Origin of the sequence: Aeromonas sp. R7-5 (assembly GCF_040908015.1) — a bacterium.
GTDB classification, from domain to species: Bacteria; Pseudomonadota; Gammaproteobacteria; order Enterobacterales; family Aeromonadaceae; genus Aeromonas; species Aeromonas caviae.
Genome location: NZ_JBFOCZ010000008.1, coordinates 27538 through 52861 on the forward strand (window position 1 = coordinate 27538; position 25324 = coordinate 52861).

Annotated in this window: 28 protein-coding genes; 12 read left to right on the plus strand and 16 right to left on the minus strand. The window is 64.0% G+C overall.

The annotated features are described in order from the left end of the window. Nucleotides 1-46 precede the first annotated feature (46 nt). Together AB5Y53_RS02890 and AB5Y53_RS02895 are read right to left on the minus strand one after the other, a co-directional pair. Nucleotides 47-940 (minus strand): LysR family transcriptional regulator, encoded by an 894-nt coding sequence (locus AB5Y53_RS02890; RefSeq protein WP_368181103.1) that lies wholly within the window; start codon nt 938-940, stop codon nt 47-49. A 277-nt stretch (nt 941-1217) separates the two neighbouring features. After that, nucleotides 1218-2003 (minus strand): hypothetical protein, encoded by a 786-nt coding sequence (locus tag AB5Y53_RS02895; protein WP_241871427.1) that lies wholly within the window; start codon nt 2001-2003, stop codon nt 1218-1220. 237 nt (nt 2004-2240) lie between these two features. On the opposite strand from AB5Y53_RS02895, the gene AB5Y53_RS02900 reads away from it, so the two are divergent. Next, entirely contained in the window at nt 2241-2582 is a 342-nt protein-coding gene (locus AB5Y53_RS02900) for an SH3 domain-containing protein (RefSeq protein ID WP_368181104.1), read from the plus strand. Nucleotides 2583-2770: 188 nt separating this feature from the next. Here the strand turns inward: AB5Y53_RS02900 and fabF are convergent, their stop codons facing one another. The 3 genes from fabF to ydfZ all read right to left on the minus strand — a co-directional run bounded on the left by fabF (nt 2771) and on the right by ydfZ (nt 4959). Continuing rightward, nucleotides 2771-4048, minus strand: coding sequence for a beta-ketoacyl-ACP synthase II (gene fabF, locus AB5Y53_RS02905; RefSeq protein ID WP_319860259.1), 1278 nt, complete (start codon nt 4046-4048; stop codon nt 2771-2773). After that, entirely contained in the window at nt 4045-4572 is a 528-nt protein-coding gene (locus AB5Y53_RS02910) for a helix-turn-helix domain-containing protein (RefSeq protein ID WP_268452171.1), read from the minus strand. Before AB5Y53_RS02910 ends, fabF begins: the two co-directional genes overlap by 4 nt. Nucleotides 4573-4761: 189 nt before the next feature. Beyond that, nucleotides 4762-4959 carry a putative selenium delivery protein YdfZ gene (gene ydfZ, locus AB5Y53_RS02915; RefSeq protein ID WP_010672483.1) on the minus strand — a complete coding sequence of 66 codons (198 nt, stop codon included), beginning with the start codon at nt 4957-4959 and terminating at the stop codon, nt 4762-4764. 290 nt (nt 4960-5249) lie between these two features. Between ydfZ and AB5Y53_RS02920 the strand changes: the two genes are divergently transcribed. Continuing rightward, entirely contained in the window at nt 5250-5750 is a 501-nt protein-coding gene (locus tag AB5Y53_RS02920; RefSeq protein ID WP_368181105.1) for a DUF1993 domain-containing protein, read from the plus strand. Between the two features lie 59 nt (nt 5751-5809). Here the strand turns inward: AB5Y53_RS02920 and AB5Y53_RS02925 are convergent, their stop codons facing one another. The 3 genes from AB5Y53_RS02925 to AB5Y53_RS02935 form a co-directional block, all read right to left on the minus strand. Further along, nucleotides 5810-6466, minus strand: coding sequence for a DUF3313 domain-containing protein (locus tag AB5Y53_RS02925; protein WP_045522447.1), 657 nt, complete (start codon nt 6464-6466; stop codon nt 5810-5812). 127 nt (nt 6467-6593) lie between these two features. After that, entirely contained in the window at nt 6594-7043 is a 450-nt protein-coding gene (locus tag AB5Y53_RS02930) for an SRPBCC family protein (protein WP_182955843.1), read from the minus strand. A gap of 92 nt (nt 7044-7135) precedes the next feature. Then, the gene (locus AB5Y53_RS02935; protein ID WP_080767915.1) at nt 7136-8083 is read right to left on the minus strand and encodes a LysR family transcriptional regulator; all 948 of its coding nucleotides are present in this window, start codon (nt 8081-8083) and stop codon (nt 7136-7138) included. A gap of 104 nt (nt 8084-8187) precedes the next feature. Here AB5Y53_RS02935 and eamB point away from each other — a divergent pair, with 104 nt between their 5' ends. Both eamB and AB5Y53_RS02945 read left to right on the plus strand, forming a co-directional pair. Beyond that, nucleotides 8188-8775, plus strand: coding sequence for a cysteine/O-acetylserine transporter (gene eamB / locus AB5Y53_RS02940; RefSeq protein ID WP_171865043.1), 588 nt, complete (start codon nt 8188-8190; stop codon nt 8773-8775). Between the two features lie 143 nt (nt 8776-8918). Beyond that, the gene (locus AB5Y53_RS02945) at nt 8919-9584 is read left to right on the plus strand and encodes a chromophore lyase CpcT/CpeT (protein WP_041212148.1); all 666 of its coding nucleotides are present in this window, start codon (nt 8919-8921) and stop codon (nt 9582-9584) included. Between the two features lie 53 nt (nt 9585-9637). On the opposite strand, the gene AB5Y53_RS02950 is transcribed toward AB5Y53_RS02945, so the two are convergent. From AB5Y53_RS02950 to AB5Y53_RS02975, 6 genes are all read right to left on the minus strand, one after another. Further along, nucleotides 9638-10276, minus strand: a complete 639-nt coding sequence (locus tag AB5Y53_RS02950) for a LysE family translocator (RefSeq protein WP_368181106.1) — start codon at nt 10274-10276, stop codon at nt 9638-9640. Between the two features lie 85 nt (nt 10277-10361). Beyond that, complete coding sequence (locus tag AB5Y53_RS02955) at nt 10362-11165, minus strand: AraC family transcriptional regulator (RefSeq protein ID WP_201970199.1); 804 nt, start codon at nt 11163-11165, stop codon at nt 10362-10364. A 56-nt stretch (nt 11166-11221) separates the two neighbouring features. Further along, nucleotides 11222-12118 (minus strand): EamA family transporter RarD, encoded by an 897-nt coding sequence (gene rarD / locus AB5Y53_RS02960; RefSeq protein ID WP_010672490.1) that lies wholly within the window; start codon nt 12116-12118, stop codon nt 11222-11224. Between the two features lie 122 nt (nt 12119-12240). Next, the gene (locus AB5Y53_RS02965; RefSeq protein ID WP_010672491.1) at nt 12241-12414 is read right to left on the minus strand and encodes a hypothetical protein; all 174 of its coding nucleotides are present in this window, start codon (nt 12412-12414) and stop codon (nt 12241-12243) included. Between the two features lie 125 nt (nt 12415-12539). Continuing rightward, nucleotides 12540-14036 (minus strand): aldehyde dehydrogenase, encoded by a 1497-nt coding sequence (locus AB5Y53_RS02970; protein ID WP_039039526.1) that lies wholly within the window; start codon nt 14034-14036, stop codon nt 12540-12542. A gap of 251 nt (nt 14037-14287) precedes the next feature. Then, nucleotides 14288-14830, minus strand: a complete 543-nt coding sequence (locus AB5Y53_RS02975; RefSeq protein WP_010672493.1) for a cupin domain-containing protein — start codon at nt 14828-14830, stop codon at nt 14288-14290. Between the two features lie 171 nt (nt 14831-15001). Between AB5Y53_RS02975 and AB5Y53_RS02980 the strand changes: the two genes are divergently transcribed. The 6 genes from AB5Y53_RS02980 to AB5Y53_RS03005 all read left to right on the plus strand — a co-directional run bounded on the left by AB5Y53_RS02980 (nt 15002) and on the right by AB5Y53_RS03005 (nt 21490). Then, entirely contained in the window at nt 15002-16330 is a 1329-nt protein-coding gene (locus AB5Y53_RS02980; RefSeq protein ID WP_104452048.1) for an aspartate aminotransferase family protein, read from the plus strand. Between the two features lie 98 nt (nt 16331-16428). Continuing rightward, nucleotides 16429-17925 carry a CoA-acylating methylmalonate-semialdehyde dehydrogenase gene (locus AB5Y53_RS02985; protein ID WP_368181107.1) on the plus strand — a complete coding sequence of 499 codons (1497 nt, stop codon included), beginning with the start codon at nt 16429-16431 and terminating at the stop codon, nt 17923-17925. 83 nt (nt 17926-18008) lie between these two features. Continuing rightward, a complete protein-coding gene (locus AB5Y53_RS02990; RefSeq protein WP_043153559.1) occupies nt 18009-18737 on the plus strand; it encodes a glutamine amidotransferase in 729 nt (242 codons plus the stop codon). Nucleotides 18738-18890: 153 nt separating this feature from the next. Beyond that, nucleotides 18891-19862 carry a LysR substrate-binding domain-containing protein gene (locus AB5Y53_RS02995; protein ID WP_041212153.1) on the plus strand — a complete coding sequence of 324 codons (972 nt, stop codon included), beginning with the start codon at nt 18891-18893 and terminating at the stop codon, nt 19860-19862. A 60-nt stretch (nt 19863-19922) separates the two neighbouring features. Continuing rightward, on the plus strand, nt 19923-20762 hold the full coding sequence (locus AB5Y53_RS03000) for a PfkB family carbohydrate kinase (protein ID WP_010672498.1): 840 nt from the start codon (nt 19923-19925) through the stop codon (nt 20760-20762). A gap of 275 nt (nt 20763-21037) precedes the next feature. Further along, complete coding sequence (locus AB5Y53_RS03005) at nt 21038-21490, plus strand: Rrf2 family transcriptional regulator (RefSeq protein ID WP_010672499.1); 453 nt, start codon at nt 21038-21040, stop codon at nt 21488-21490. A 52-nt stretch (nt 21491-21542) separates the two neighbouring features. Here the strand turns inward: AB5Y53_RS03005 and AB5Y53_RS03010 are convergent, their stop codons facing one another. Then, nucleotides 21543-22055, minus strand: a complete 513-nt coding sequence (locus AB5Y53_RS03010; protein WP_368181108.1) for a ferredoxin-type protein NapF — start codon at nt 22053-22055, stop codon at nt 21543-21545. A gap of 137 nt (nt 22056-22192) precedes the next feature. Here AB5Y53_RS03010 and AB5Y53_RS03015 point away from each other — a divergent pair, with 137 nt between their 5' ends. Both AB5Y53_RS03015 and rmuC read left to right on the plus strand, forming a co-directional pair. Then, the gene (locus AB5Y53_RS03015; RefSeq protein WP_010672501.1) at nt 22193-22408 is read left to right on the plus strand and encodes a hypothetical protein; all 216 of its coding nucleotides are present in this window, start codon (nt 22193-22195) and stop codon (nt 22406-22408) included. Continuing rightward, nucleotides 22405-23736 (plus strand): DNA recombination protein RmuC, encoded by a 1332-nt coding sequence (rmuC, locus tag AB5Y53_RS03020; RefSeq protein ID WP_160837014.1) that lies wholly within the window; start codon nt 22405-22407, stop codon nt 23734-23736. Before AB5Y53_RS03015 ends, rmuC begins: the two co-directional genes overlap by 4 nt. An 82-nt stretch (nt 23737-23818) precedes the next feature. Here the strand turns inward: rmuC and AB5Y53_RS03025 are convergent, their stop codons facing one another. After that, nucleotides 23819-25261 carry a TrkH family potassium uptake protein gene (locus tag AB5Y53_RS03025; RefSeq protein WP_010672503.1) on the minus strand — a complete coding sequence of 481 codons (1443 nt, stop codon included), beginning with the start codon at nt 25259-25261 and terminating at the stop codon, nt 23819-23821. Nucleotides 25262-25324: the final 63 nt, after the last annotated feature.

Below are 25324 nucleotides of genomic sequence, written 5' to 3' on the forward strand. Positions count from 1 at the left end.
TCGAACCTACATGCAGGCGGATATCCCAAGCTCCCGCCTGTCTGGCTCACCTCAGCTGAAACGCCTTGACGAGAAATTCGATAAAGAGCCGCACGTTGCGGGACTGCTCCTTGTGGAAGGGGTAGACGGCGAACAGGGCGTGGGGGTCGGGTTGCCAGTCGGGGAGCAGTTTGACCAGGGTGCCGTCTGCCAGTTCATTCGACACGAATTCATCCGGTACCAAGATCACCCCAAGCCCCTGCACCGCCGCCTGTTTCAGGGCGATGCTGTTGTTGGCACAGAAGCTGGCGGGGGGCAGCTCCATCGCCACGCTCTCCGCGTCCCGGGTGAAGAACCACTTGTTGGGGGAGGAGGAGAGGCTGTAGCGCAGGCAGTTGTGGCCCTTGAGATCCGCCGGGTGGGCAGGCTGGCCCGCCTCCTTCAGGTAATCGGGGGCGGCGCAGAGCACCCGCTGCACCTCGCACAGGGGTTTGGCGCGCAGGGTGGAGTCCTCCAGGGTGCCAGCCCCCCGGATCACCACGTCCAGCCCCTGATCCACCAGATCCATGTAGGCGTCGCTCAGGATCACCTCGATGCCGATCTCCGGATAGCGGCGCTGGAACGCGCAGACAAGGGGGTTGAGGCGGATCAGCCCGTAGGACATGGGCATGCCGATCCTCAGCCTGCCCCTGGGGGTGAAGGAGGCGGCCATGATGGACTGGTCGGCGGCCTCCAGGCTGTCCAGCACGGCGCATATCTGGCCGTAATAGGCCATGCCGGATTCGGTGACGCTCAGCCGCCGGGTGGTGCGGTTGATGAGGGCGATGCCGAGATAGGCTTCCAGCTCGTTGATGTTCTTGCTGACCGCCGCCTGCGAGAGGCGCAGGTCGTCCGCCGCCGCCCTGAAGGTGCCCATTTCCACCACCCGGCGAAAGACATTCAGCGCCGTGATCTTGTTCATTCTGCCCCCGTTAATTCACTACTGGTAAATGATGGCGCCATCATTGCGCACTTTTATCACAATAGTGCGGTTCCCCGGGGTGTCCACCCCCCATCCCCGCCAGACAGAGAGCTGCCTGTGGCAGACAGGCCCGGATCATGGCCCTCCGGGGCGTGGCGGGCCCGGCAGAGACGCAGACGAAAGAGAGGCGATGAGCCCCGGGCACCCCGGCCCGTGACGGCAGGCATAAAAGCAGGCGGCAGGGCCCGGGCCCCGCCGCCAGATGGCACGCACCGGCTTATTGCACCTTGCCGGGGGCGGGGGGCAGGGTGATGCCGACATCGGCCCAGGGGTTGGTGCCGAGCAACTGGGCGTGGGGCACATCCGCCTGGTAGCGCATGGTGAACGCTCTGGGGCCGTGGGCGAAGGCCACCAGCAGCCCCTGTTTTGCATCCATCAACCCGGCGTGCATGCCGAGCCCGTGATAGCTGATCCGCACCGCCTTGTCCTCAAGGCCCACCTTGTCTATCTGGAAGCGGGCGATGCTGCCGTCTTTGAGGGTAAAGCCCCAGCGGAACGGCCCGCCGCTGACCACCGTCATCACCTCGTCGATGTCGGTGCCGTCCTCGGCGGAGTTGACGTGCATGCGACCATATTTGCCGAGCACGGCGCTGCGGGTGCGCTCGTCCAGCGCCATCAGGTCATAGACCTTGGGGTAGGGGCCGACGCCGGTCTCTTCGGTGGCGACGCCGCCCCCCTGCACCGCAGGCGCGCGCCCTGCGAGCCTGGCCTGCTCCAGCAGCTCCCCCTGACTCAGGTTGAAGGCCGCAATCAGGGCGCCGTGCTCCGCTTTGGTCAGGGCGCGGTGGTGGGAGGCTTCAAGCAGCGGCCTGGCGGCGTCGGGAATATCGACGGTGACCACGTTGACGCCGATGGGGTTGAGCGCGTTGTTGACCGCTTCGACGCCGGTCACGGCCGGGCGGCCATCGCTGAACTGCACCGAGACGATGTCACCGGCGAAGGTGTTGAAAGAGAAGGCCGAGGCGAGGGTGCCGGCCAGCAACGGGATATGGGTGAGTTTCATACAAGACTCCTCGTTAAGGTTCGAGAAGCAGTCTAGGGCGGCGATGTGTTCACTGAAATGACACTCGGATGATATGAAAATTCACTGACAGTAATGAATCGTGGGGATCAGAGCCGTCGGCCCGCCCTGGGGTAGATCGCCCTCTGCCAGAGGGTGTGAGCCCGGTTGACGCAACGGGGCCCGGCTTGTGGTATGACTCGGGGCGTCACCAAACAGAACCTGTCGGAGGACGAGACAATGCTGGCGTTGATCACCACGGCGCACCACACCTGCTACCCCAATCCCATCGCCTTTCGGGCCGGAGAGCGGGTGCGCATCGGCCACGAGGACGAAGAGTTCCCGGGCTGGGTGCGCACCTTTACCGCAGACGGCAACGAGGGGTGGGCGCCCTTGTCCCTGCTGACCCCGATCGGCACGGAGGAGGCGCAGGCGCGTCAGGACTATACCGCCCGGGAGCTGGACGTGGCGGCGGGGGAGCGGGTACGGGTGGAACGGGAGCTGGCAGGCTGGCTCTGGGTACATAACGAAGCGGGGCAATCAGGCTGGATACCGGCAAGCTGTATCGCCTCGCCCTCATAAGGCGGAGGCCGGGTCTGGTGTTGCCGCCGGCAGGAAAGCTGGGACACCCCTCTTGTTGTGCGTGTCGCCGCGGTTGGTGGTCGAGCTCAAAAAGGTGGGTGTCCCAAGATGTATCCCAAGATGAAGGGTGTCGGCGAGGCGTTCGCCGACAGGTCAGTCAACGGGACTATGCCCAGTCGCCGGCGAGATCAGGCCCCCTGCCAGCGCTTGAACAGCACGCTGGCATTCACGCCGCCAAAGCCGAAGCCGTTGGAGATGGCGTGCTCTATCCGCATGTCACGGGCCGCGCCCCGCACTATGTCCACGCCGTCGGCGAGGGGGTCGGGCTGTTGCAGGTTGCGGGTGGCAGGCACCCGCTGATCGCGAATGGCCAGGGCGGTGAAGATGGCCTCTATGCCTCCGGCGGCTCCCAGTAGATGGCCGGTGGCGGACTTGGTGGAGGTCACCGCTATCTGGTGGTTGTCGCCAAAGACACGCTTGATGGCGGCCAGCTCCCCCCTGTCACCCACCGGGGTCGAGGTGGCGTGGGCATTGAGGTGCTGGACATCCGCCCCCTGAATGCCGGCCTGCGCCAAGGCCGCCATCATGGCGCGGCGTGCGCCGTCGCCATCCTCCGGGCCGGCGGTGAGGTGATAGGCATCGGCGCTGGTGCCGTATCCCACCAGCTCCACTATGGGGGTGGCGCCTCGGGCCAGGGCGTGCTCCAGGGATTCAATCACCAGGATCCCGGCCCCTTCGCCCATCACAAACCCGTCGCGGTCGACATCGAACGGGCGGGAGGCCGCTTCGGGGTCATCGGCATAGGCGGATGACAGGGCGCGGGCGGCGGCAAACCCACCCAGGCTGACGCGATCTATGGTGGCCTCGGCCCCGCCACAGATGGCGATGTCGGCCTCACCGCAACGAATGAGGCGGGCGGCGTCGCCAATGGCCTGTACCCCGGCGGCGCAGGCCGTGACCGGCGCCCCGAGCGGCCCCTTGAAGCCGAAGTTGATGGAGACATGGCCCGCCGCCATGTTGACCAGGAACGAGGGGATGGTGAAGGGGGACAAGCGGCGCGGTCCCCGCTCATCCGTGGTGCGCACGGCCTCGACGATGGCGGGGAAGCCGCCGATGCCAGAGGCGATGATGGTGGCAGTGCGCTCCTGCTCAGCCGCCGTCGCGGGGGCCCAGTTGGCTTGCGACAGGGCCTCCTTGGCCGCGGCAATGGCAAACAGGATGAAGCGATCCATCTTCTTCTGCTCCTTGGTCGACACGACGGCATCGGGGTCAAACCCGGCCAGGGGATCGTCGGCCAGGGTCGGCACCATGGCACCTACCTTGGCCGCCAGCCCTTCGGTGAAGGCCTCCGGCAGGCGGCGCAAGCCGGACTGGCCCGCCAGCAGCCGTTGCCACACGGTTTCCACCCCAGATCCAAGCGGGGTCACCGCGCCCATTCCTGTCACCACTATGCGAGTTGAGGTCATGACTCTGATTCCTGTTTCGAAGGGGGGTTGCCGCTCATCACGCCATTGGCATGGCACAGACGCTGCTTCATGCCGTCGCTGGCGGCCGGCCCCGGTACCAATCTGTGGCGCGAGGGTGAAATCTCCTGACCGGTGCGCCTGTCCACCAGCAGGGGCTCGACCAGCTCGCCCGTCTGGGCATCCCTCAGCTGGATGCTGGCCCCCTCGGGCGCCAGGTGGTTGTTGCCCCAGGTGAGCAGCGCGATCAGCACGGCGCTGAGATCCTGGCCGCGGGGGGTGAGCGCATATTGATAACGAGGGGGGCGTTCGGAGTAGAGCCGCTTCTCCATCAGGCCCCCCTCGACCAGGGCGGTCAGGCGCCGGGTCAGTATGTTGGGGGAGATGCCAAGGCTCTTTTGAAATTCATCGAAGCGCGACAGGCCATGCATGGCATCGCGGATAATCAGCAGACTCCACCATTCGCCGACGTGATCCAGGCTGCGGGCGATGGGGCACTGCTGTTCACTCAGACTCTTCTTGCGCATATGGGTCATCAGGTTACTTGCATAATGGAAGTAACCTTACGGCCATTACTTCCATTATGCAAGTGACTCGTGTCATCCGGTGGCGGACGACATCTTGGGGATAGGAAAAGCGGGGAGTCAGAAACCCGGCCGTCCAACGGGGCGCGGCGGCCGGGTGAATTGTAAAGAGTAGGGTGACGGAAAACGGGATCAGCCTAGTCTAATCAACTCGATGGGGGCGTAGCGCTCCTGGCTGTTTGTCAGCAGCACGCACTTCTCATGTTCCGCCTCATAGGGGGTCAGGTTGTCGGTGTGCGCCTCCTTGAGGGTGTCGACCGCGCCGGTTGCGGCAATCATCACCCGTTGGCCCAGGGTCAGCACATTGCGGTTTCGATCGTAGATCTTCATGGCATTCTCCTTGTGGGATGGGTGCCCCGGCCCGTGCCGGGGCAGCGGGCTCCAGACTACGCCCCTCGAAAAACGAGATGCCTGTCACAGATCAAAAAAAGGGGAAAGAGGGACTCGGTGCGGCGACGGGGTATGGCGCTCTGGCCTCGCAGCCCGCCGGTGATCGCCACTGCCTGTCGCAGGGCAAGGAGGACGCCCTCGCTTTTCATCCCCTCGGGCTCGCACTGCAAGGGGGATGCGCTATAGTGGAGCCGCTCGTTTTACTGCCTTCAACCAACCGAGAGTGCATTATGAATCGTGATATCGCAGCCCAGTTCATCAAGATGCTGACCAACCTGGACCAGTGCCTGGCCAAGGCCGAGGCCCACGCCGCGGCGAAGAAGTTCAATGTGGAGAACTTCTTCAATGAGCGCCTCATCGTCGACATGCTGCCCCTGAGCAAGCAGGTGCTGATCTGCTGTGACAGCGCCCGCGCCGTGGTGGCCACCGCCAGCCTGAGCGAGCCGCCGGTGCTGGGGGATGATCCCAAAACCATGGCGGATCTGCGCGCCCACGTGGCCAAGACCATCGCCTACCTGCAAGGCAAGCTGGAGGCCGATTTCAGCCAGTATGCGAGCGGCCACTACTACCCCTACTGGGCCGGCGGCAAGGGGATGGACGGCCACAGCTGCGTCCACGAATACGGCATTCCGAACTTCTACTTCCACCTCACCATGACCTATGCCCTGCTGCGCCAAGCCGGGGTGGATCTCGGCAAGAAGGATTACCTGGGCGGCCTGAACCTGCAATAAACCGCGCTTCAGCGACGACAAAGCCTGCCCCTGGCAGGCTTTGTCGTTTTCGGCCCGGCTCAGCGCCCCAGATTGTCGGCCAGTTGTTTGGCGCGACTTGCGGCCCACTGATCGATCATCTTCTCCATCTCCAGGGCGGTGATGGGGGAATCCTTGTGGGTGGTGTCCGGGCTCTCGCGAGCGTCCATCACCCGCACCAGCAGCTTGCCGCTCTGGGCGTCGAGCAACTGTGCCATGCTGCCCACCTTGAGCAGATAGGGCTCCTTGCCTATTACCTCGCGGGTGACGTTGATGGCTATCTTGGCGGGCAGCAGATCCCGCAGCTTGGGGTCGGGCCGGGTCAGGTCGAAGTTGGTGATGGCCGCCTGCACCCGCATCACGCCGGGACCGGGTTCGGTAGCCATCTTGACGCCGTGGCTCATCAGCTCCCGCTGGAAGGTGGCGTGGTAGTAGCGGCCTATCTCGTTCTGCTCGTTGGCGGTCAGCAGATACCACTGGCCGTTCTCCTGGCGGATGAACTGCAAGGGATCGAGCAGCACCTGATGGTACTGGCGCAGATCCACGCCGGGCTCCTTGTAGATACGCTGGTTGGGGTTGCTTTCACTCTGCTGGAAGGCCGTCAGCGGAATCGCCTGCAGGCTGTGGGTGACCTGGTTCTTCACGGCGCACCCGCCCAGCAGGGCGGCGGCCATGGTCATCATCAAGACTCGTTTCATGGGGGCTCCTGGCGGTGGATGGTCGCTGCAAGAACGCAGCCCGCCCTGCCCACAGAGATACCTGATCAGGCCCCTCTCTCACAAGGGGTATCTGTGCGGGGGCCACCGGGGGAGCCCCCGTGTTGGGTCACTCGGCGGGGATCTCGGGCTCCACCAGGGTGGCGAGCTGCATCAGGGACTCCTGCCAGCCGAGGTAGCACATCTCCACCGGGATGACCGCCGGAATACCCGCCTGTTCGATGGCGAGATCGGTGCCGCACAGCACCTGGGTGAGGGTGATGGTGACCTGCATCTCCCCCGGCAGGTTGGGGTCGTCGAAGCGGTCGGTGTAGCGGATGCGCTTGCCCGGCTCCAGCGCGAGATACTCGCCGCCGAAGGCGTGGGTGTGGCCGCTGGCGAAGTGGGTGAACGACATCCTGAACTGGCCGCCGACCCTGGCATCCAGTGCCGCCACCTTGCAGGTGAAGCCATGGGGGGGCAGCCATTTGGCCAGGGCGTCCGGCTCGATAAAGGCTCTGTATACCCGCATCGGCGGGGCCTTGAGTACGCGGTGCAGGGTGACTGTTCCTGTGCTCATCTTGGGTTCCTTCTCGGTTGTATCCGAGCAAGGATAGTCGCTCGGGGGAAGGACAACCGAGGGTCAGGAGTCGTGGCGCTCCCATTGAAGGGCTAGGTTGTCATCAGGCGGCGCGCGTCCTGGTCGCCATGAGCGGCCGCATTTGCCGCTGGCGACGCCTCCTCTGTCAGGCACGTCTGCACGCACTCCATAAACACCCGCATGGCGGGGCTGACAAACTTGCTGGCGTGGTGGGCGCACAGGGCCGTGATGACGAGGGGCGTGGGGGAGAAGGGCAGCTCCTGCAGCTCCCCCGAACTCAGCTCCCGCTCGACGGCGAAGCGGGGCAGGAAGGAGACGCCGAGGTTGCTGGCCACGCAGCGCTTGATGCTCTCTATGCTCCACAGCTCTATGGTGCCGTCCAGAGTGATGGCTCGCTGGCGTAATGTGCTCTCGAAAATCTGACGGAAGATGCACTGGGGTTCGTTGATGATGAAGCTGACCGGCAGGTGCTGATCCGGGCGGGTGAAGTCGATACCACCGCTGAGGGCGGGGGAAGCTACCAGCACCAGGGGTTGCTCGCCAAAGCTCTCCATCAGCAGGGCGGCATCGTTGCCGACCCGATAGAAGATACCGAGATCGGCCTCGTCCGCCAGCAGCGCATCGCGAATGACGTAGCAGTTCAGGGACCGGAGCGACAGTCGGACCCCGGGAGCCAGCCGCTTGAAGCGCTCGAGCACCGCCGGCATCTTGTAGGCCAGCAGAGTTTCGCCGATGGCGACCCTGAGCTCGCCGCTCGGCTCGGCGTCCTGCTGCGCCGCCTGGCGCAGACCCGACATCACTCGGATCATCTCGTGCACATGCGGCATGATGTTCTGTCCGGCCTTGGTCAGGCACATGCGACGCCCTATTTTTTCGAACAGTTGTAGCGAAAGTTCCTGCTCCAACTGCTGGATATGGAAGGTTACCGTCGACTGGGTGCAGCAGAGCTTGCGGGATGCCTTCACGAAGGAGCCCTCCTCGATCACCGTCTTGAGGGTAATGAGACGTCGCAAATCCATGGGGACTCCAATTCATCGAAATGGTTGAATTTAGAATGCTAAAACATTCGATTTTTTGATGCCAGTGGCCGCGTTAAGGTATCACTCCTATTTGGAGAAACACCATGACCACGACCCTTGTCAGCGCATTTTTGACTTACACCCTGATCACGGCCATGACGCCGGGACCGAACAACATACTGGCTCTGAGCGCCGCCAATCAGCATGGTCTGCGCCGCAGTAGCCGGGTGCTGGCGGGCATGAGTGCGGGCTTCCTGCTGATCATGCTGCTGTGTGCCCTGTTCACCTTCACCCTCATCAGCCTCTCCCCCGCGCTGGTTGGCTGGCTCAGCTGGGCCGGGGCGGCTTATGTGCTCTGGCTGGCCTGGCGCATTGCGGCCAGCGGCTCCAACCTGTCGAGCACAGATGGAGCCTTGCCCGGCTTCTGGACCAGCTTCTGGCTGCAGTTCGTGAACGTGAAGATCATCCTATACGGCATCACGGCGCTCTCCACCTTCGTGTTGCCCCACACCACAGAATTCGTCTGGGTGCTGGGCGTCAGCCTGCTGCTGGCGCTGATCGGCACGCTGGGGAACCTCTGCTGGGCCCTGGCGGGTCATCTGCTGCAGCCCCTGTTCCAGCGCCACGGCCGCATTCTGAACCTGACGCTGGCGGCCTTGTTGGTTTACTGTGCGCTTCGGATGCTGATCTGACGGAACGCAGGCCGGGGTGCGTCGCCTCCTTTCGCCTGCAGAGAGGATTTTTCGTTTTCTCTTCAAGGAGTTGATCAAGATAGAGGTTATTGTCACCGTTCGCTCATATAATCGCCGCCATGCAAGCGACTCGGAAGGATTCGATGACACAGCTGATGGCGGCCCTGCTGGGGCTGTTTTACGCCAGCCTGATCTGGGCGGCGCCCGTCCCCTTCGTGACGGCCCCCGGCCCCCATGCCACGCAGGGGAGGCTGGAGCCCCTGCTCTCCTGGTTCTCGGGGGAGTTTTCCAGCCAGGAGCAGGCCACCTTCGATGCCCGCTTCACCAGCGCCGAGCTGCGGCTGGTGGAGATCTGGCCCGGGGAAGGCCCCTTTCGCTGGGTCTATGCGGAGCAGTTTCTGACCGAGCGGGCGCAGCGACCGTTTCGCCAGCGCATCTACCGCTTCTCCTCCCTGCCCGATGGCCGCATCCTGATGGCCGAACTGACCATGCCGAGGGCCACGGATTTTGCCGGCGCCTGGCGTCGGCCAGAGTTGCTTGACTCCCTCACCCCGCAGCAACTCTCCCTGCGCGAAGGGTGCGAGATCTGGCTGACCCGCCAGCCGGGCGGGGAGTACAAGGGACAGACCCGGGTCGGGCACTGCGCCACCGATTTTGGCGGTGCCACCACCCTGGTGCAGTACCTCTGGATCGGCCCGGACAGTGTCCGGCTGCTGGACAGGGCCTATGACAACGGCGCCCATCAGCGCTGGGGCAGCCCGGGGGAGGGTTACGTCTACCTGCGCAAGGGGATGCGGCGCGGGGAGTAGTCGCGCCGTCCGTCAAGACCCCTCCCTGCTTGCCGCCAACAAGGACGTGCCGGTCAGGCCGCTGGCCAGTGCCCTTGCAGATCCACCAGGATGGAGAGGCTGACCGCGCCAAACAGCAGGCCCGTCATCAGGTTGAGCGGGCGCTGGATGCGGCCGAGCAGGTGCTGGGCGCGGGGAGTGGAGAGGCTCCAGGCCAGGGCGCTGAACCAGACGAGGGAGAGCAGGAACAGCTCCAGGATCAGCAATCCCCGGGTCAGGCCATCCACCTGGGGCGTCACCATGGCGGCCAGCAGCCCCATGAAGAACAGCATCGCCTTGGGGTTGAGCAGATTGGTGGCCAGCCCGCTCTTCACCCCCTTGCGCCAGCCCGGCCGCTCGCCTCCGGCGCGCAGCGCCAGATCCCCGCTTCCCTGCCAGGCCGCTTTCAGTGACCCCCAGCCCAGCCAGCCCAGATAGAGGGCGCCCACCAGTTTCACGGCGAGAAAGAGCCAGGGCTGGCTTGCGATCAGCAGGCTGATGCCGGTCAGGCTCAGGGTGGCGTGGAGCAGGATGGCGAGGGCGATGCCAAGGGCCGCCCCGAGGGCGGTGGGCCTGTGCAGGCTGGTGCGCAGGATGAGTGCGAAATCCGGGCCCGGGCTCGCTAGGGCGACGAGGTGGACGAGACCCAGGGTCAGAAACAGGCTGGTGAACATAAAAGACCTCCGACAGCGGTATGGAGGTGACAGCATGGGGCAGGACGGGGGGCGGGAGATTGTAAAAGATTGCAGCAGCGGTGATTCAGGCGGGCAGCATCTGCTGGCGATACTCCGCCGGGGTGAGCCCGAAGGCCTGACGAAAACCGTGGTGGAAGTGGCTCTGATCGAAGAAGCCCACCGCCAGTGCCACTTCGCTCACCGGCAGACCGCTGCCGAGCAGGCGCTTGCCCTGTTCAAGGCGCAGCCGCTTGAGCCAGGCATAGGGGGTCATGCCGGTCTTCTTCTTGAACTGACGCAGGAAGGCGAAGCGATCCAGCCCGAACAGGGCGGCCAGATCCTCCAGGGTGTGGCGCTCATCCAGCCGGGCCAGCAGATGGTCGCGCAGGAACCTGAGCTGGGGATCCGCCAGGGCGTGGCGCTCGGGGGCGAGCCGGAACAGTTCGCCCAGCAGGGCCAGCAACTGGCTCTCCGCCAGCAGGCCGTCGGGGGCGGGGCTGTCCAAGTGCATGTGCAGGCGAGCAAAGCCCTGATAGAGGTCGGGGCGGCTCTGCAATCCCTGGTGGAAAAAGGGCTCGGGGTGTTCCGGCAGCCAGCGGGCCAGCTGCTCGGGGGCGATGGAGAAGACCCGCACCTCGTACCCTTCCGGCAGCAGGCTGAGGCCGTCGTGCATCTCGTCCGGGTTGACGGTGGAGAGTTCGCCGCGCACCAGGTTGTGGCTGTTCCCCTTGTGGATGAACTTCTGGCCGCCCCGCTGCACCAGACCGATGTGGTAGTCCAGATGCACGTGGCGGCCATAGCTGAACTCCCTGTGGTGGGAGTGGGAGAGTTCAACCCCCGGCAGCAGCCGGGATTGCCAGTAGTGGATGCGGGATTGGGGTGCGTTCATCCCCTATTGATACCCCGAAAGCGGCCCCTTGGCTTGTAGATTATTGCGCCGGCGCCTCAGCCGGCCTCCTGGCGCCGCTTGCCGCTGCGCAGGCCATCCAGGCTGAACAGCACCAGGGCGCTCCAGATGCAGCCGAAGGTGATCATCTTGTCCAGCGCCAGCGCCTCGCCATACAGGGTCACCGCCAGGATGAACATCAGGCTGGGGCCTATGTACTGGAAGAAGCCCAGGGTGGAGAGCTTGAGCCGGGTGGCCGCCGCGGTGAAGCAGAGCAGGGGGGCCGTGGTGACGGCGCCCGCGGCGATGAGCAGCAGGTTCAGGTGCCAGTCATTCTGGGTGAGGTGGCTGGTGGGGCTGTCGGCGATGCCCCACAGATAGAAGGCGGCCGGCGGCAGCATGATCAGGGTCTCGATGAGCAGGCCGGTGAGGGCGTCCAGGGCCAGCTTCTTGCGAATGAGGCCGTAGATGGCGAAGCTCGAGGCCAGCACCAGGGCTATCCAGGGCAGGGAGCCGAAGGCGATGAGCTGCACGGCGACACCGACAAAGGCGAGCCCTACCGCCCACCACTGCAGGCGGCGCAGCTTCTCGCTCAGAAACACCATGCCGAGCAGCACGTTGAACAGGGGGTTGATGTAGTAGCCCAGGCTCGCATCCAGCATGTGGCCGTTGTTGATGGCCCAGATGAACAGCAGCCAGTTGCCGCCGACGGTGACGGAGGTGAAGGCCAGGGTGAGCAGCACCTTGGGCTGGCGCAGCACTGCCTGCACCTTGTGCCACTGGCGTCCGAGCAGCACCAGCACCATCAGCAGGGCGCAGGACCAGATCATGCGGTGGGTCAGGATCTCGGCGGCCGGCACGGCGGAGAGGGACTTGAAGTAGATGGGTGCCAGGCCCCAAAGGGTGTAGGCGCCGAGGGCATAGAGGACGCCCTGGCGCTGGATCTGTTGTTGCATGCGGATAACCTTCACTGGAGTGCGGATGTCGGGAAACATCGCAAAAAGTCAGTGTAGCGATCCTTTTGCAGGGAAAGAAGACAATAAATGGGTCTGACGGGATTTTAACAGCAGGAGCGACTTCAACGACCGCCCCCGCGGCGGATCTTCTCCACGTCCATCAGCAGCCACAGCATGAGGGCGATGGCGGAGATCCAGGGGCCCCAGGTGACATAGGCTTCCCCCTGACCCAGCACGAAGAACAACAGCGGCAGTCCCACCACCAGAAACAGTACACTTCCCAGAAAAAACAGCATTTTTATCTTTAAATTTAATGGCTTGCTATTTGACGATTATATCGATTGAGCGAGGGGATAAAAGAGTAAAAATGAGAAAGGGGGATTTCTCCCCCCTGTTTTGTTGATAAGCGTCATTTATGACGTTATTCGAGCTGGATCCAGGTGCTTTTCAGCTCGGTGTATTTCTCCAGGGCGTGCAGGGACTTGTCGCGCCCGTTGCCGGACTGCTTGAAGCCGCCAAACGGCATGGTCATGTCGCCGCCATCCCAGTTGTTGACGAAGACGGTGCCGGCGCGCAGGGCGCGCGACCCCTTCACCGCCTGGTTGAGATCCGCCGTCCAGATAGCGGCCGCCAGGCCGTAGTCGGTGTCGTTGCCAAGGGCGATGGCCTCTTCCAGGGTGTCGAAGCCGGTCACCGCCAGCACGGGGCCGAAGATCTCCTCGCGGAAGATGCGCATCGTCGGGGTCACGTCGTCAAAGATGGTGGGTTCGATGTAGTAGCCGCCCTCCTCGGGCTGGGTGCGCTTGCCCCCCAGCAGCAGCTTGGCGCCCTCCTGCTGGCCGATGGCGATGTAGTTGAGCACCTGCTCCATCTGGATGTGGTCCACCATGGCGCCGATGCGGGTGGTGGGGTCGAGCGGGTTGGCCGAGATCCACTCGCGGGCGTGGGCCAGCAGCCGCTCCATGAACTGGGGCTTGATGCTGTTTTGCACCAGCAGGCGGGAGGCGGCGGTGCACACTTCCCCCTGGTTGTAGAAGATGGCGCCGACGGCGCTGCGGGCGGCGGCGTCCAGATCCGGCGCATCCGCCAGCACGATGTTGGGACTCTTGCCGCCGCACTCCATGAAGGCGCGCTTGAGGTTGGACTTGCCGGAGCACTGCACCAGATGCTTGCCGATCTTGGTGGAGCCGGTGAAGGTGATGCAGTCGACGTCCATGTGCATGGCCAGCGCCTCGCCCACGGTATGGCCGAAGCCTGGCAGCACGTTGAAGACGCCGTCGGGGATGCCCGCCTCCTTCGCCAGACCCGCGATGCGCAGGGCGGTGAGGGGGGATTTCTCGGAGGGTTTGAGGATCACCGAGTTGCCGGTGGCGAGCGCCGGGCCCAGCTTCCAGCAGGCCATCACTAGGGGGAAGTTCCAGGGCACGATGGCAGCCACGACACCGAGGGGCTCGCGGGTCACCAGGGCCAGGGCGGACTCTTCCACCGGGGCGACCTGATCGTAGATCTTGTCTATCGCCTCGGCGTTCCAGGCGATGCAGTTCGCGGCGGCGGGGGCGTCATACCCCATGGCGTCGCCGATGGGCTTGCCCATATCCAGCGACTCCAGCAGTGCCAGCTCCACCAGGTTCAGGCGCATCAGTTCGGCGAAGCGCTGCATGATGAGCTTGCGCTGCTTGGGAGAGAGGCCGCACCAGCGCTTGTCGTCGAAGGCGGCACGGGCCGCCTTGACCGCCAGCTCGGCATCGGCGGCGTCGCAGGAGGCGACCCTGGTCAGCAGTTGGCCGTTGGCCGGGTTGATGCAATCGAAGGTGGCGCCGTTGACGGCATCCCGGTAGGTGCCGTCGATAAAGGCTTGCGAGGGCAGGGTCAGATGGGCGGCCTTGTGTTGCCACTGGGCCAGGGTCAGGTCACTCATGTTCACTCCTTGAACCGGCAGAAAGTCAGTCTCCGCGTATCAATATGCTAAACATCCTGCCGCTTGTAAATCCATCTTGTAACAATTCATTAAACACTGACCCCGAACAACCCGGGCCAACGGCGGGGCAAACCGGGCGCCCTGGCCTGTGGTGTCGGGGGCCGCGCGGCGGGGCTGGAGCCCGTGTCGCTGGCCTGATCCCCGGGTCGGGCAGGGGTGGATCCCGGCGGGCTGTTCCGGGAGAAGGCCCGTCAGAAGCTGGCGGGCGTGTTGGCCGAGATCAGCACGCACTCCTGATCCCCCACGTTGCGAAAACGGTGGGGGGTGCGGCTGTCGAAGTAGTAGCCATCCCCCGGTGCCAGCAGGTGAACCTGCTCGCCTACCGTGACTTCTACCTGACCCCGGATGACGATGCCGCACTCTTCCCCTTCGTGACTCAGCATGTCGTCACCGGTGTCGGCGCCCGGGGGCAGTATCTCCTGCATCATGCCGATGGCGCGGTTGGCGCGGCTGTGACCCACCAGACGGTAACTGATGGGGTGGGTGCCGAGATCCGGCATGTCGTCCGCACGGAAGATCACCTCGGAATCCATCTCCGTCTCGTCGGTGAAGAAGCTGGCCAATGACATGGGGATGCCTTCCAGCACCTTGCGCAGGGAGGCCACCGAGGGGCTCACCTGATTTTTCTCGATCTGGGAGATAAAGCCGTTGGTCACACCGGAGCGTTTTGCCAGCTCGCGCTGGGAGAGAGCCGCCTTGGTGCGAACCGCCTTGAGGCGGTGACCGATATCCATCGATAGACACTCCTTGACTGTTTACTATTATTAAAATTGTGTTAAATATCTTATACCACCCCTGAGGGGTGACACCAAGCCGGGCGATAAAAGCCCTTTTTTATGGATTCAGGTGTTTAATTTAATAGGCATGAGCCGGGTGTTACTAAACGCCTTAAGGATGAGGTGACCATGAAACCTGTCAGCGACATCAATACCCCCGACATGTCCGCATTCTGGATGCCGTTCACCGCCAACCAGCAGTTCAAGGCGGCGCCGCGCATCCTGAAGTCGGCAGAGGGGATGTATTATCACTCAGAGGATGGCCGCAAGATACTGGATGGCACTGCCGGACTCTGGTGTTGCAACGCAGGCCATGGTCGGCGCGAGATCGCCGAGGCGGTCTCCCAGCAGATCTCCCACCTCGATTTTGCCCCCACCTTCCAGATGGGCCACCCCCTGCCGTTCGAGCTGGCCAACCAGCTGGTGGAGATCGCCCCCAAGGGATTCGGTCACGTCTTCTATACCAACTCCGGATCGGAGTCCGTGGACACCGCGCTCAAGATTGCGCTGGCCTGGCAGCGGGCTCGCGGCCAGGGGACCCGTACCCGGCTCATCGGCCGCGAGCGCGGCTACCACGGGGTGGGTTTTGGCGGCATCTCGGTGGGGGGCATTCCCGGCAACCGCAAGTGGTTCGGCTCCCTGCTGACCGGGGTGGATCATCTGCCCCACACCCTCAACATAGGGAAAAATGCGTTCACCAAGGGATTGCCAGCAGAAGACCTCACCCTGGCCGATGAACTGGAGAAGATTGTCTTCCTGCACGACGCCAGCAACATCGCGGCGGTCATCGTCGAGCCCATCGCCGGCAGCACCGGGGTCATCATGCCCCCCAAGGGCTATCTCAAGCGGCTGCGGGAGATCTGTACCAAACACGGCATCCTGCTGATTTTTGACGAGGTGATCACCGGTTTTGGCCGCCTCGGCTCCCCCTTCGCCGCCCAGGAGTTCGACGTCATCCCCGACATGATCACCTGCGCCAAGGGGCTCACCAACGGCGCCATCCCCATGGGGGCCGTGCTGGTGCAAAACCATATCTATGACGACATGATGGCGGCGGGCAAGGGGGCCATCGAGCTGTTCCACGGCTACACCTACTCCGGCCACCCGGTGGCCGCGGCGGCGGGTCTGGCGACCCTCGAGATCTATCGCAACGAGAACCTGCTCAGCCGCGCCGCCGATCTGGCGGGCTACTGGGAGGAGGCGGCCCATTCCCTCAAGGGCTGCAAGCACGTGAAGGACGTGCGCAACTACGGCCTGGTGGCGGGCATCGAACTCGAATCCATGCCCGATGCACCGGGCAAGCGGGCCTACGAGGTGTTCGTGCGCTGTTTCGAGAAGGGGGCGCTTATCCGGGTGACCGGCGACATCATCGCCCTGTCGCCTCCCCTCATCATCGAGCGCAGCCAGATCGACGATCTCTTCACCCTGCTGCAGGACGCCCTGCAGGCTCAGGACTGACCCCCACATCACACAGGATGGCGCTCGTCCCGGGCGTCATCCCCCTGTGCTGCCCCGGCGCGGCGAGGGGAGGACGGATGACCCATCACGGAGGATTTATGAGTTACAGGATCGACAACTTCATCGACGGCGAGACGACCGAGAGTCGCAGCGAGCGTTTCGGTGCCATCTTCAATCCGGCCACCGGCCAGCAGCAGGGCTCCGTCGTTCTCAGCACGGCCGACGAGTGTGCCGAGGCGATTGCCAGTGCCGAACGGGCCTTTGCCGACTGGTCCCAGACTCCGCCGCTGGTGCGCGCCCGGGTGCTGTTCCGCTTCAAGGAGCTGATGGAGCAGCACAGGGACGAGCTGGCCCAGCTCATCAGCCGCGAGCATGGCAAGGTCTTCTCCGACGCCCAGGGTGAGCTGACCCGGGGGCTGGAGGTGGTGGAGTTTGCCTGCGGCATTCCCCATCTGCTCAAGGGGGAGCACTCTCTCAACGTGGGCCGCGGGGTGGACAGTCACTCCATGATGCAGCCGGTGGGGGTCTGCGCCGGCATCACCCCGTTCAACTTCCCGGCCATGGTGCCGCTCTGGATGTTCCCGGTGGCCCTGGCCTGCGGCAACACCTTCATCCTCAAGCCCTCGGAGAAGGATCCGTCCCTCTCTCTGCGCATGGCCGAACTGCTCAAGCAGGCGGGCCTGCCGGACGGGGTGCTCAACGTGGTCAACGGCGACAAGGAGGTGGTGGACGTGCTGCTGACTGACCCGAGGGTCGGTGCCGTGTCGTTTGTCGGCTCGACCCCCATCGCCCAGTACATCTATGCCACCGCCTCGGCTCACGGCAAGCGGGTGCAGGCCCTGGGCGGCGCCAAGAACCACATGGTGGTCATGCCGGATGCCAATCTGGATCAGGCGGTTTCCGCCCTGATGGGGGCCGCCTATGGCGCGGCGGGCGAGCGTTGCATGGCGATCTCGGTGGCCGTGGTGGTGGGTGACGAGACCGCCGATGCCCTGGTGGCGAAGCTCTCGCCCCTGGTGGCGGCCCTGCGGGTCGGCCCCGGCCTCGGTCAGAGTCCGGAGAACGAGATGGGGCCCCTCATCAGCCGGGAACACCTGGCCAAGGTGCGCGGCTACGTGGATCAGGGAGTGGCCGAGGGGGCCGAGCTGGTGGTGGATGGCCGGGGCCTGAGCCATGGCGAGGGCTACTTCATCGGGGGCAGCCTGTTCGATCGGGTCGGCCCCGAGATGCGCATCTACCGGGAGGAGATCTTCGGCCCCGTGCTCGCCATCGTGCGGGCCCCGGACTACGAGACGGCCCTGCGCCTCATCAACGAACACGAGTACGGCAACGGCACCGCCATCTTCACCGGTGACGGAGATACCGCAAGGGACTTCACCACGCGGGTTCAGGTCGGTATGGTAGGGGTGAACGTTCCCATTCCGGTGCCCATGGCGTTTCACAGCTTCGGTGGCTGGAAACGGTCCATCTTCGGGCCGCTCAACATGCACGGGCCGGATGGGGTGCGCTTCTACACCCGGATGAAGACGGTGACCGCCCGCTGGCCCCAGAGCCTGCGCGCCGGCGCCGAGTTCTCCATGCCGACCATGAAGTGAGCCGCTGGCTCGCTGCCATGGCTTTAATCTCTTGCCCCCGCAGGCCGCCGGTCTGCGGGGGCGCTTCTGTCAAGGAGTAACAGATGCGACTGGGTATTCTCGATTGTGACCGCCTGGACCCCGATTTGGTGGGGGATTTTGGTCCCGTTTACTCCGAGATGTTTATCAAGGGTTTCCGGGCGTTGGCCCCCGAGCTGGAATTTCGGGTCTGGTCCGCCCTCGACGGCGATCTGCCCCTGGATCTGACCGAATGCGATGCCTGGCTCATTACCGGCTCGCGTCACGATGCCTACAGCGACATCCCCTGGATCCTGGCGCTGCGCGACTGGATCCGCCGGGCCCACGATGCCAACGTCAAGCTGGCCGGGGTCTGCTTCGGCCACCAGGTGATCGCCCAGGCGCTGGGAGGGGAGGTAATGAAGTCTACCAAGGGGTGGGGGCTGGGGGTGTCGGTCCATGCCATGCAGACGACAAAACCCTGGATGGCGCCGGGTCTGGACACCATCCGCATCCTGGCAAGCCACCAGGATCAGGTGGAGCAGCTTCCGCCGGGGGCGACCCTGCTCGCGGGCAACGACTTCTGCCCCAACTTCATGTTCCTGCAGGGGGATCACATCGTCGCCATCCAGGGGCACCCGGAATTCTCGGTGGCGTACAACCGGGCCCTGATCGAGCGGCGACGGGACAGGCTGCCCGATGCACATTACCAGAGCAGTCTCTCTTCCCTAGAAGGGGAGGTGGATTCCGCCACCATGATGCAGTGGCTGCTGCAGTTCCTCGGCATCCTGCCGATCGGGGCCGACGCGCGCTGAACCCCGTTTGTCATATCCACCGCGCTGATGCTAGATTTTGTAGCAAAATGAAGGATCAAGCGGCGATATGCCCAGTCCGGATGATACACTGGCCGCCATTTTTGGCGGCCTAGTCCATCGACGAGCGCCGCGTCAGTCTGTGAGGGGGCAACCTTGAAACTACAGCAGTTGAAGTATCTGATCGCGGTGCGGGACCACAATCTCAACGTCTCCGTTGCCTCCGATGCGCTCTATACCAGCCAGCCTGGGGTGAGCAAGCAGATCGGCTTGCTGGAGAGCGAGCTGGGGGTGCGCATCTTCGAGCGCCGCGGCAAGCACCTGCACCGGATCACCCCGGTGGGGGAGGAGATCATCAAGTGTGCCGAGGCCATGCTCAATATCGAGAGCAAGATCAAGGCCATCTCCCGGGAGTACCTGGATCCGACCGTGGGCACCCTCAACATCCACACCACCCACACCATCGCCCGCTACCTGCTGCCGAAAAGCGTCACCTACTTCACCAAAAAGTACCCCAAGATCTCGTTCCACCTGCATCCTGTGATGTCCGCCACCAAGGAACAGATCAGCAAGGGATACTCGGATTTTTCCATCGTGGCCCACGAGATAGGCTTCGACAAGGAGCTGATCGCGCTGCCCGCCTACCTCTGGACCCTTTCCCTGGTGGTGCCCCAGGAGCACCCCCTGGCCAAGGTGAAGAAGCCGACCCTGGAGCAGCTCTGCCAGTATCCCATCCTGAGCTACGAGAGCGGCGCCACCGGGCGTCAGGTGCAGGACAGGGTGTTCCAGGCGGCCGGCCTCACCCCCAACTACTACATGACGGTGATGGATGCCGGCGTCATCAAGCGCTACGTGGAGTTGGGCTTTGGCATCGGCATCATCTCCTCCCTGGTTGCCAACGATAGCGATGCCCCCGGCCTCGTGGCCATCAATCTGGAGCACCTGTTCGAGCCTTGCCCGGCCCAGATCTGCTTCAGCAAGAGCATCCTCTTGCAGAACTACATGTATGACTTCATCAGCTCCTTCTCCCCCCATCTCACCAAGGAGATGATCCAGAACGTGATGCAGCAGCCGACCCAGGCGCGCATCGACGAGCTGCTGTCAGGGGTGGAGCTGCCCGTCTACTGATCCCGCTTCCGTTTCTGTGTCGGCACCCCAGGGTGCCGGCCTCCTCCCGCCGAGGTTTCCATGTCCCGCATCCTGCTGCTCGCCAATCTCAACTGTGATCATGTGCTCTCCCTGGCCGAACCCCTGGTGGCGGGGGCGCGGCTGCAATACGTGGATCAGGGGCGCAGGCTCGGCGGCGGCGCCGCCAATACCGGCATCGGATTGGTGTGGGCGGGGCACGAGGTGATCATCGCCTCCCGGGTCGGGCTGGACGACACCGGTGACTGGCTGCTGGAGCAGGCGGCCTCATACGGCCTGGATTGCAGCCATGTGGAACGCTTTGGCGGCGAGACCGGCGAGCTGCTGGTGCTGGTGGACGCCACCGGTGAGCGCACCATCCTCAGGCGCCCACGTCGTCCGGATCTGCCGGGGGATCTGCCGACCGAAGGGGTGGACTGCCTCTATGTGAACTATCCGGGCACCGCCATCGTGGGCTACATGCGCCAGATGCTCGCCAAGAGTTTCGTGGTGGCCCAGTATCCCAAGGGGGGGCAGGCCCGCCGCCCTTGCCACGTGCTGGTGGCCTCCCGCTCCGATCTCGGCGAGGTGAGCGACCCCTGGCAGCATGCCCGCCAGCTCGCGGGGGATCAGCTCGAATGGCTGGTGCTGACCGAGGGCAAGGCGGGCGCCGTGGCCATTCACGGGGAGGAGCAGGTCAGGGTGGCGGCGCGACCGGTCTCCGTGGTGGATACCACGGGGGCGGGGGATGCCTTCGCGGGCGGCCTCATCCACGGTCTTGCGCGGGGCATGGCCATGGCCGATGCGTTGCAGTGCGCCGTGGACTGGGGCGCCTTCGCGGTGGCCTCCGAGAGCTCCATCCCCTCCCAGGCGCTGCGCAACTGGCTGAAACAGCCCCACTGAACTCGCCGGACAACGGCTCCGGCGATGGCAGAGGAGGTGGGGGTTTGTCGACGGAAACCGCCAAAACCCCTCGCCGAGGCGGCAAGTTTGCGATCAATCAAAGAAAGTGTCGATTTATGTACATCTTCGTCGACACCCGCCCGGGCTGCTCTTACCCTTGTGACTTCACGACTCGGTCGAAGAAGCCCATCCCGTGCGCACGCATGTGCAGACCCCCTCTTTGGCCACCGGCTGTCGTCCTGATTTCTGGCTTGTAGTAAGAGGCAAGTGCGACCATGCAACTGACACGATTTACCGACTACGCCCTGCGTACCCTGACCTTCCTGGCCATCCAGCCCGGTGATCGCCTGTCGACCATCACGGAAGTGGCCGACACCTTCGCCATCTCCCGCAATCACGTGGTCAAGATAGTGCATCAGCTCGGCATCAAAGGTTACATCGAGACGGTGCGTGGCAAGCATGGGGGCATCCGCCTCGGCCGTGCCGCCGTCTCCATCAACCTGCGCGATGTGGTGATGGACATGGAGCACGTGCTCTGCCCGGTGGACTGCAAGCGCGAAAACTGCCGTCTCTCCGGGGGCTGCCGCATCCAGGGCATTCTGCGCCGCGCCATGCACGCCTTCCTCGAGGTGCTGGGGGAGTACACTTTGGCGGATGCGGTGCGGGATCCCACTCGTCTGTGCCACCTTCTCGGCATAGAGCAGGATAATATCCTGACCATGGCATGATGCCACGGTGAATGACAGAGGGGCCTGCGGGCCCCTCTGTCATTGCCAGCGGTCAGAGCTGGGGCACAAGGGTGATGGCTCCGTGCAGACAGGCGAGGCCGCAAGCGCCGCAGCCATCGCAGGCGGCCATGTTGACGGTCACTCCCTCGCTGCCGACCTTGATCGCCTGCTGGGGGCAGGCATCTTCGCACAGCAGGCAGTAGTAGCCCTGACGGGCCTGGCAGCTCGCCTCTATCCTGACCCGGGTCTGCACCTGGCGGCCGAGGCAGAGATCCAGTGCGCCCGTGTGGCAGGCTCTGGCGCAGCTGCCGCAATAGCTGCACTGGCCACAGGCGAGATCCAGCACTGGGGTACCGGTGATGGGGCTGCCGTCATATTCGGGGCGATCGGCGGGCTTGATGAGGCCGTTGGGACACGCCTTGAAGCAGTCGCCACAACGGGTGCAGAGGGTGAGGAACTGGGACTCGTCGATGGCCCAGGGCGGGCGTGCCTCATGGCAGACCACCTCGGGTCTGCGGGGGCTCCCCCATGCGTGTGCCAGCCAGCGACAGAAAAAATGCGTCATGCCCACCTCTATACCTATTAGGGGTTAATTTTATCCAGTTTTGGGCCGGCAAGCCAGAGAATAGCGGCGGGCAGGATCGCAAGCCGGGTTGCCCTTGTGTAAGCTAGGCGGGTCTTTTTGCGGGATTGAATGAACTCATGTGGCTATTTCTGTGGCGTGCTTCTCTGCTCTATGTCTTCCCCTTGCTGATGTGGGCCTACTGCCATCTCAAGGGTATCGAGTTCAGTGAACTGGATACCGGGGTCAACAGCCACAAGTGGGTGGTGCTGGCGGCCTACCTGCTCTATGTGCTGATCTGGTTGCTGCTCAACCGCTATCTCGAACTCTTCCTGCGCCAGCGGGGGCGCCGATGACCCCGCTGCTGACCTGGTGGCCTGCCATGCTGGCTGGCGGGCTGGCACTGCTGTTCGGCTGGTGGTGGGGGCGGCGCAGCGGCCGTGAAGAGGCGCTGCTGCTGGAGGAGCGTTATCAGGGGTTGCAGGATCGCTGGGACGCGCTGCAGGACGAGAAGATGCTGGCTCAGCAGAAGCTGGATCAGCAGCAGACCCTGCTGCTCAAGCTCACCGCCCGTCTCAAGGAAGCCGAGGCGACCCTGCGCAGCGAACGCATCGCCAGCGCCGAGAAGCTGCAACTGCAACAAGAGGCTGAACAGCGCCTCAGCCAACAGTTCGAGAACCTCGCCAATCGTATCTTTGAACAAAATGCCGGCAACTTCCGCGAACTGAATCAGAACAGCATGGATCTCCTGCTGACTCCACTCAAGGAGCAGTTGGAGGGCTTTCGCCGCCAGGTGGGAGAGACCCACGCCCAGGAGACGGCCCAACGCCACAACCTCAAGTTCGAGCTGGAGCGCCTTGCCGAGCTCAACGCCCGCATGACCGAAGAGGCGGCGGCGCTGACCCGGGCCCTCAAGGGCGACAGCAAGCAGCAGGGCAACTGGGGGGAGGTGGTGCTGGCGCGGATCCTCTCCGAGTGCGGCCTGCGCGAGGGGCATGAGTACCACACCCAGGTCAACATCGAGGTGGACAAGGGCAAGCGCTACCAGCCCGACGTCATCGTCCACCTGCCCCAGGAGAAGGACATCATCATCGACGCCAAGGTGTCGCTGACCGCCTATGAGCGCTGGTACAACGCCGCTGACGATCTGGAGAAGGCGGTGGCGCTCAAGGAGCACGTCGCCTCGGTGCGCAACCATATCCGCGAGCTGGGCCGCAAGGATTACCAGCAGTTGCCCGGTGTGCGCACCCTGGACTATGTGCTGATGTTCGTGGCGGTGGAGCCTGCCTTCCTCGCAGCCCTTGAAGCGGACCCTTCCCTGGTGCGCTACGGGCTGGAACACAACATCCTGCTGGTGAGCCCCACCAACCTGATGGTGGCGCTGCGCACCATAGAGAACCTGTGGCGCTACGAGCGGCAGAACCAGAACTCGCGCCAGATAGCGGAGCGGGCCGGCCGCCTCTACGAGAAGCTGCGGCTGTTCGTGGAGGAGATGCAGCAGATGGGGGGCAGCCTGCACAAGGCGCAGGAGAGCTACGACAAGGCGATGGGCCGGCTGGTCAACGGTCGTGGCAACCTGATCGCCCAGGCCGAGCGCTTTCGCGAGCTGGGGGTCGAGGTGACCAAGCCCTTGCCGGACGCGCTGGTGGACAGGGCGCTGGAGCGGGAGGAGTCGGCGGACTGAGGGGAGTCGTCATTCGCCGGGACAACGAAAAGGGCAGCCATTGGCTGCCCTTTTCGTTTCATGCAACAGCCTGGACGGCTGCTTATTGCTTCCAGAAGGAGGGGAAGAAGAGCACCGCCACCGTCAGGATCTCGAGGCGTCCCAGCAGCATGCCGAACGACAGTATCCACTTGGCCGCATCCGGCAGACTGGCGAAGTTGGTGCTGGGACCGATGACAGGCCCCATGCCCGGGCCCACGTTGGCCACGGCGGTGATGGAGCCCGAGATGGCGGTCAGGGGGTCCAGCCCGATGGCGGCGAGCAGGGCGGCGATGAGCAGGATGATGGCGAAGTAGACCAGCACGAAGGAGATCAGGGAGCGGATGATGGCGTCGTTGACCGGACGGCCGTTGTACTTCTGGGGAAACACGGCGGAGGGGTGCATCAGCTGGCGCATCTGTTTCTTGAACAGGGCGAAGGCCACCTGGACCCGAAAGATCTTGAGCCCGCCCGAGGTGGAGCCGGAGCAGGCGCCGAGTGCCAGCAGGATGATGAAGATAATGGTGGTGAGCGGGCCCCAGGTGCCGAAGTCGCCGAGTCCGAAACCCGTGGTGGTGAGCACGGAGACGATATTGAAGCTGCTGATGCGCAAGGCATCCATGAAGCCGTAGATGTCTCTCACCCAGAGATAGAAGGTGACGACCAGGGTCACCCAGACGATCAGCCAGAAGAAGCCCTGCACCTGGGCATCCTTGAACAGGCTGTTGTCACGGCGGGAGAGAGCCTGCACATAGAGCAGGAAGGGCAGGCCACCGAGGAACATGAAGAGGGTGCCTATCCAGTGCGCCGCGTGGGAGAAGTGGGACATGGATTGGTCCGAGGTGGAGTAGCCGCCGGTGCTGAGGGTCGTCATGGCGTGGTTGACCGCTTCGAACAGGTTCATGCCACTCACCCAGTAGGCGAGGAAGCAGAGCATGGAGAGTACCAGATAGACCAGCACTATGTTGTTGGCCACCGTTTTGGCGCGGGGGGCGCTCTTGTCGGACCAATCGGAGCTCTCGGTCTGGAACAGCTTCATGCCACCGACGTTGAGGTAGGGCAGCACCGCCACCGCCATCACGATGAAGCCGACCCCGCCCAGCCACTGCAGGATGGATCGCCACAGCAGGATGCTGTGGGCCATGCCGTCCAGCCCCGACAGCACGGTGGATCCCGTGGTGGTGACCCCCGACATGGTCTCGAAGTAGGCGTCGGCAAAGTCGATATGGGTGATGAAGACGAAGGGCAGGGCCCCGAAGACGCAGGCGACCACCCAGACCGAGGTGGTGAGCAGGAACATCTCCCGCACGCCGAGGTGAAACTCTGCCTTGCGACCGTAATGGAGGCAGAGCAGGGCGGCACCATGGGTGATCAAGACCGACTTGAGAAATTCGACGAAACCTTCCGAACCGGTCAGCAGGGCCAGCAGGGTGGGCAGCCACATGAAGAGCGCCAGCTTGGAGAGTACCAGCCCGAGCGTGAAGACGATGGGATGCAGCTTGATCATGCAAGATAACCTGGTCGTTGATTGAAAAAAGACCCGGACCTTTCCTGAGAAAAGGGGCCGGGT

Bases quoted from the DNA above. Each gene is read 5' to 3' on its own strand.
- AB5Y53_RS02890 (WP_368181103.1), bottom strand. From the start codon at position 940: ATGAACAAGATCACGGCGCTGAATGTCTTTCGCCGGGTGGTGGAAATG.
- AB5Y53_RS02895 (WP_241871427.1), bottom strand. From the start codon at position 2,003: ATGAAACTCACCCATATCCCGTTGCTGGCCGGCACCCTCGCCTCGGCC.
- AB5Y53_RS02900 (WP_368181104.1), top strand. From the start codon at position 2,241: ATGCTGGCGTTGATCACCACGGCGCACCACACCTGCTACCCCAATCCC.
- fabF (WP_319860259.1), bottom strand. From the start codon at position 4,048: ATGACCTCAACTCGCATAGTGGTGACAGGAATGGGCGCGGTGACCCCG.
- AB5Y53_RS02910 (WP_268452171.1), bottom strand. From the start codon at position 4,572: ATGCGCAAGAAGAGTCTGAGTGAACAGCAGTGCCCCATCGCCCGCAGC.
- ydfZ (WP_010672483.1), bottom strand. From the start codon at position 4,959: ATGAAGATCTACGATCGAAACCGCAATGTGCTGACCCTGGGCCAACGG.
- AB5Y53_RS02920 (WP_368181105.1), top strand. From the start codon at position 5,250: ATGAATCGTGATATCGCAGCCCAGTTCATCAAGATGCTGACCAACCTG.
- AB5Y53_RS02925 (WP_045522447.1), bottom strand. From the start codon at position 6,466: ATGAAACGAGTCTTGATGATGACCATGGCCGCCGCCCTGCTGGGCGGG.
- AB5Y53_RS02930 (WP_182955843.1), bottom strand. From the start codon at position 7,043: ATGAGCACAGGAACAGTCACCCTGCACCGCGTACTCAAGGCCCCGCCG.
- AB5Y53_RS02935 (WP_080767915.1), bottom strand. From the start codon at position 8,083: ATGGATTTGCGACGTCTCATTACCCTCAAGACGGTGATCGAGGAGGGC.
- eamB (WP_171865043.1), top strand. From the start codon at position 8,188: ATGACCACGACCCTTGTCAGCGCATTTTTGACTTACACCCTGATCACG.
- AB5Y53_RS02945 (WP_041212148.1), top strand. From the start codon at position 8,919: ATGACACAGCTGATGGCGGCCCTGCTGGGGCTGTTTTACGCCAGCCTG.
- AB5Y53_RS02950 (WP_368181106.1), bottom strand. From the start codon at position 10,276: ATGTTCACCAGCCTGTTTCTGACCCTGGGTCTCGTCCACCTCGTCGCC.
- AB5Y53_RS02955 (WP_201970199.1), bottom strand. From the start codon at position 11,165: ATGAACGCACCCCAATCCCGCATCCACTACTGGCAATCCCGGCTGCTG.
- rarD (WP_010672490.1), bottom strand. From the start codon at position 12,118: ATGCAACAACAGATCCAGCGCCAGGGCGTCCTCTATGCCCTCGGCGCC.
- AB5Y53_RS02965 (WP_010672491.1), bottom strand. From the start codon at position 12,414: ATGCTGTTTTTTCTGGGAAGTGTACTGTTTCTGGTGGTGGGACTGCCG.
- AB5Y53_RS02970 (WP_039039526.1), bottom strand. From the start codon at position 14,036: ATGAGTGACCTGACCCTGGCCCAGTGGCAACACAAGGCCGCCCATCTG.
- AB5Y53_RS02975 (WP_010672493.1), bottom strand. From the start codon at position 14,830: ATGGATATCGGTCACCGCCTCAAGGCGGTTCGCACCAAGGCGGCTCTC.
- AB5Y53_RS02980 (WP_104452048.1), top strand. From the start codon at position 15,002: ATGAAACCTGTCAGCGACATCAATACCCCCGACATGTCCGCATTCTGG.
- AB5Y53_RS02985 (WP_368181107.1), top strand. From the start codon at position 16,429: ATGAGTTACAGGATCGACAACTTCATCGACGGCGAGACGACCGAGAGT.
- AB5Y53_RS02990 (WP_043153559.1), top strand. From the start codon at position 18,009: ATGCGACTGGGTATTCTCGATTGTGACCGCCTGGACCCCGATTTGGTG.
- AB5Y53_RS03000 (WP_010672498.1), top strand. From the start codon at position 19,923: ATGTCCCGCATCCTGCTGCTCGCCAATCTCAACTGTGATCATGTGCTC.
- AB5Y53_RS03005 (WP_010672499.1), top strand. From the start codon at position 21,038: ATGCAACTGACACGATTTACCGACTACGCCCTGCGTACCCTGACCTTC.
- AB5Y53_RS03010 (WP_368181108.1), bottom strand. From the start codon at position 22,055: ATGACGCATTTTTTCTGTCGCTGGCTGGCACACGCATGGGGGAGCCCC.
- AB5Y53_RS03015 (WP_010672501.1), top strand. From the start codon at position 22,193: ATGTGGCTATTTCTGTGGCGTGCTTCTCTGCTCTATGTCTTCCCCTTG.
- rmuC (WP_160837014.1), top strand. From the start codon at position 22,405: ATGACCCCGCTGCTGACCTGGTGGCCTGCCATGCTGGCTGGCGGGCTG.
- AB5Y53_RS03025 (WP_010672503.1), bottom strand. From the start codon at position 25,261: ATGATCAAGCTGCATCCCATCGTCTTCACGCTCGGGCTGGTACTCTCC.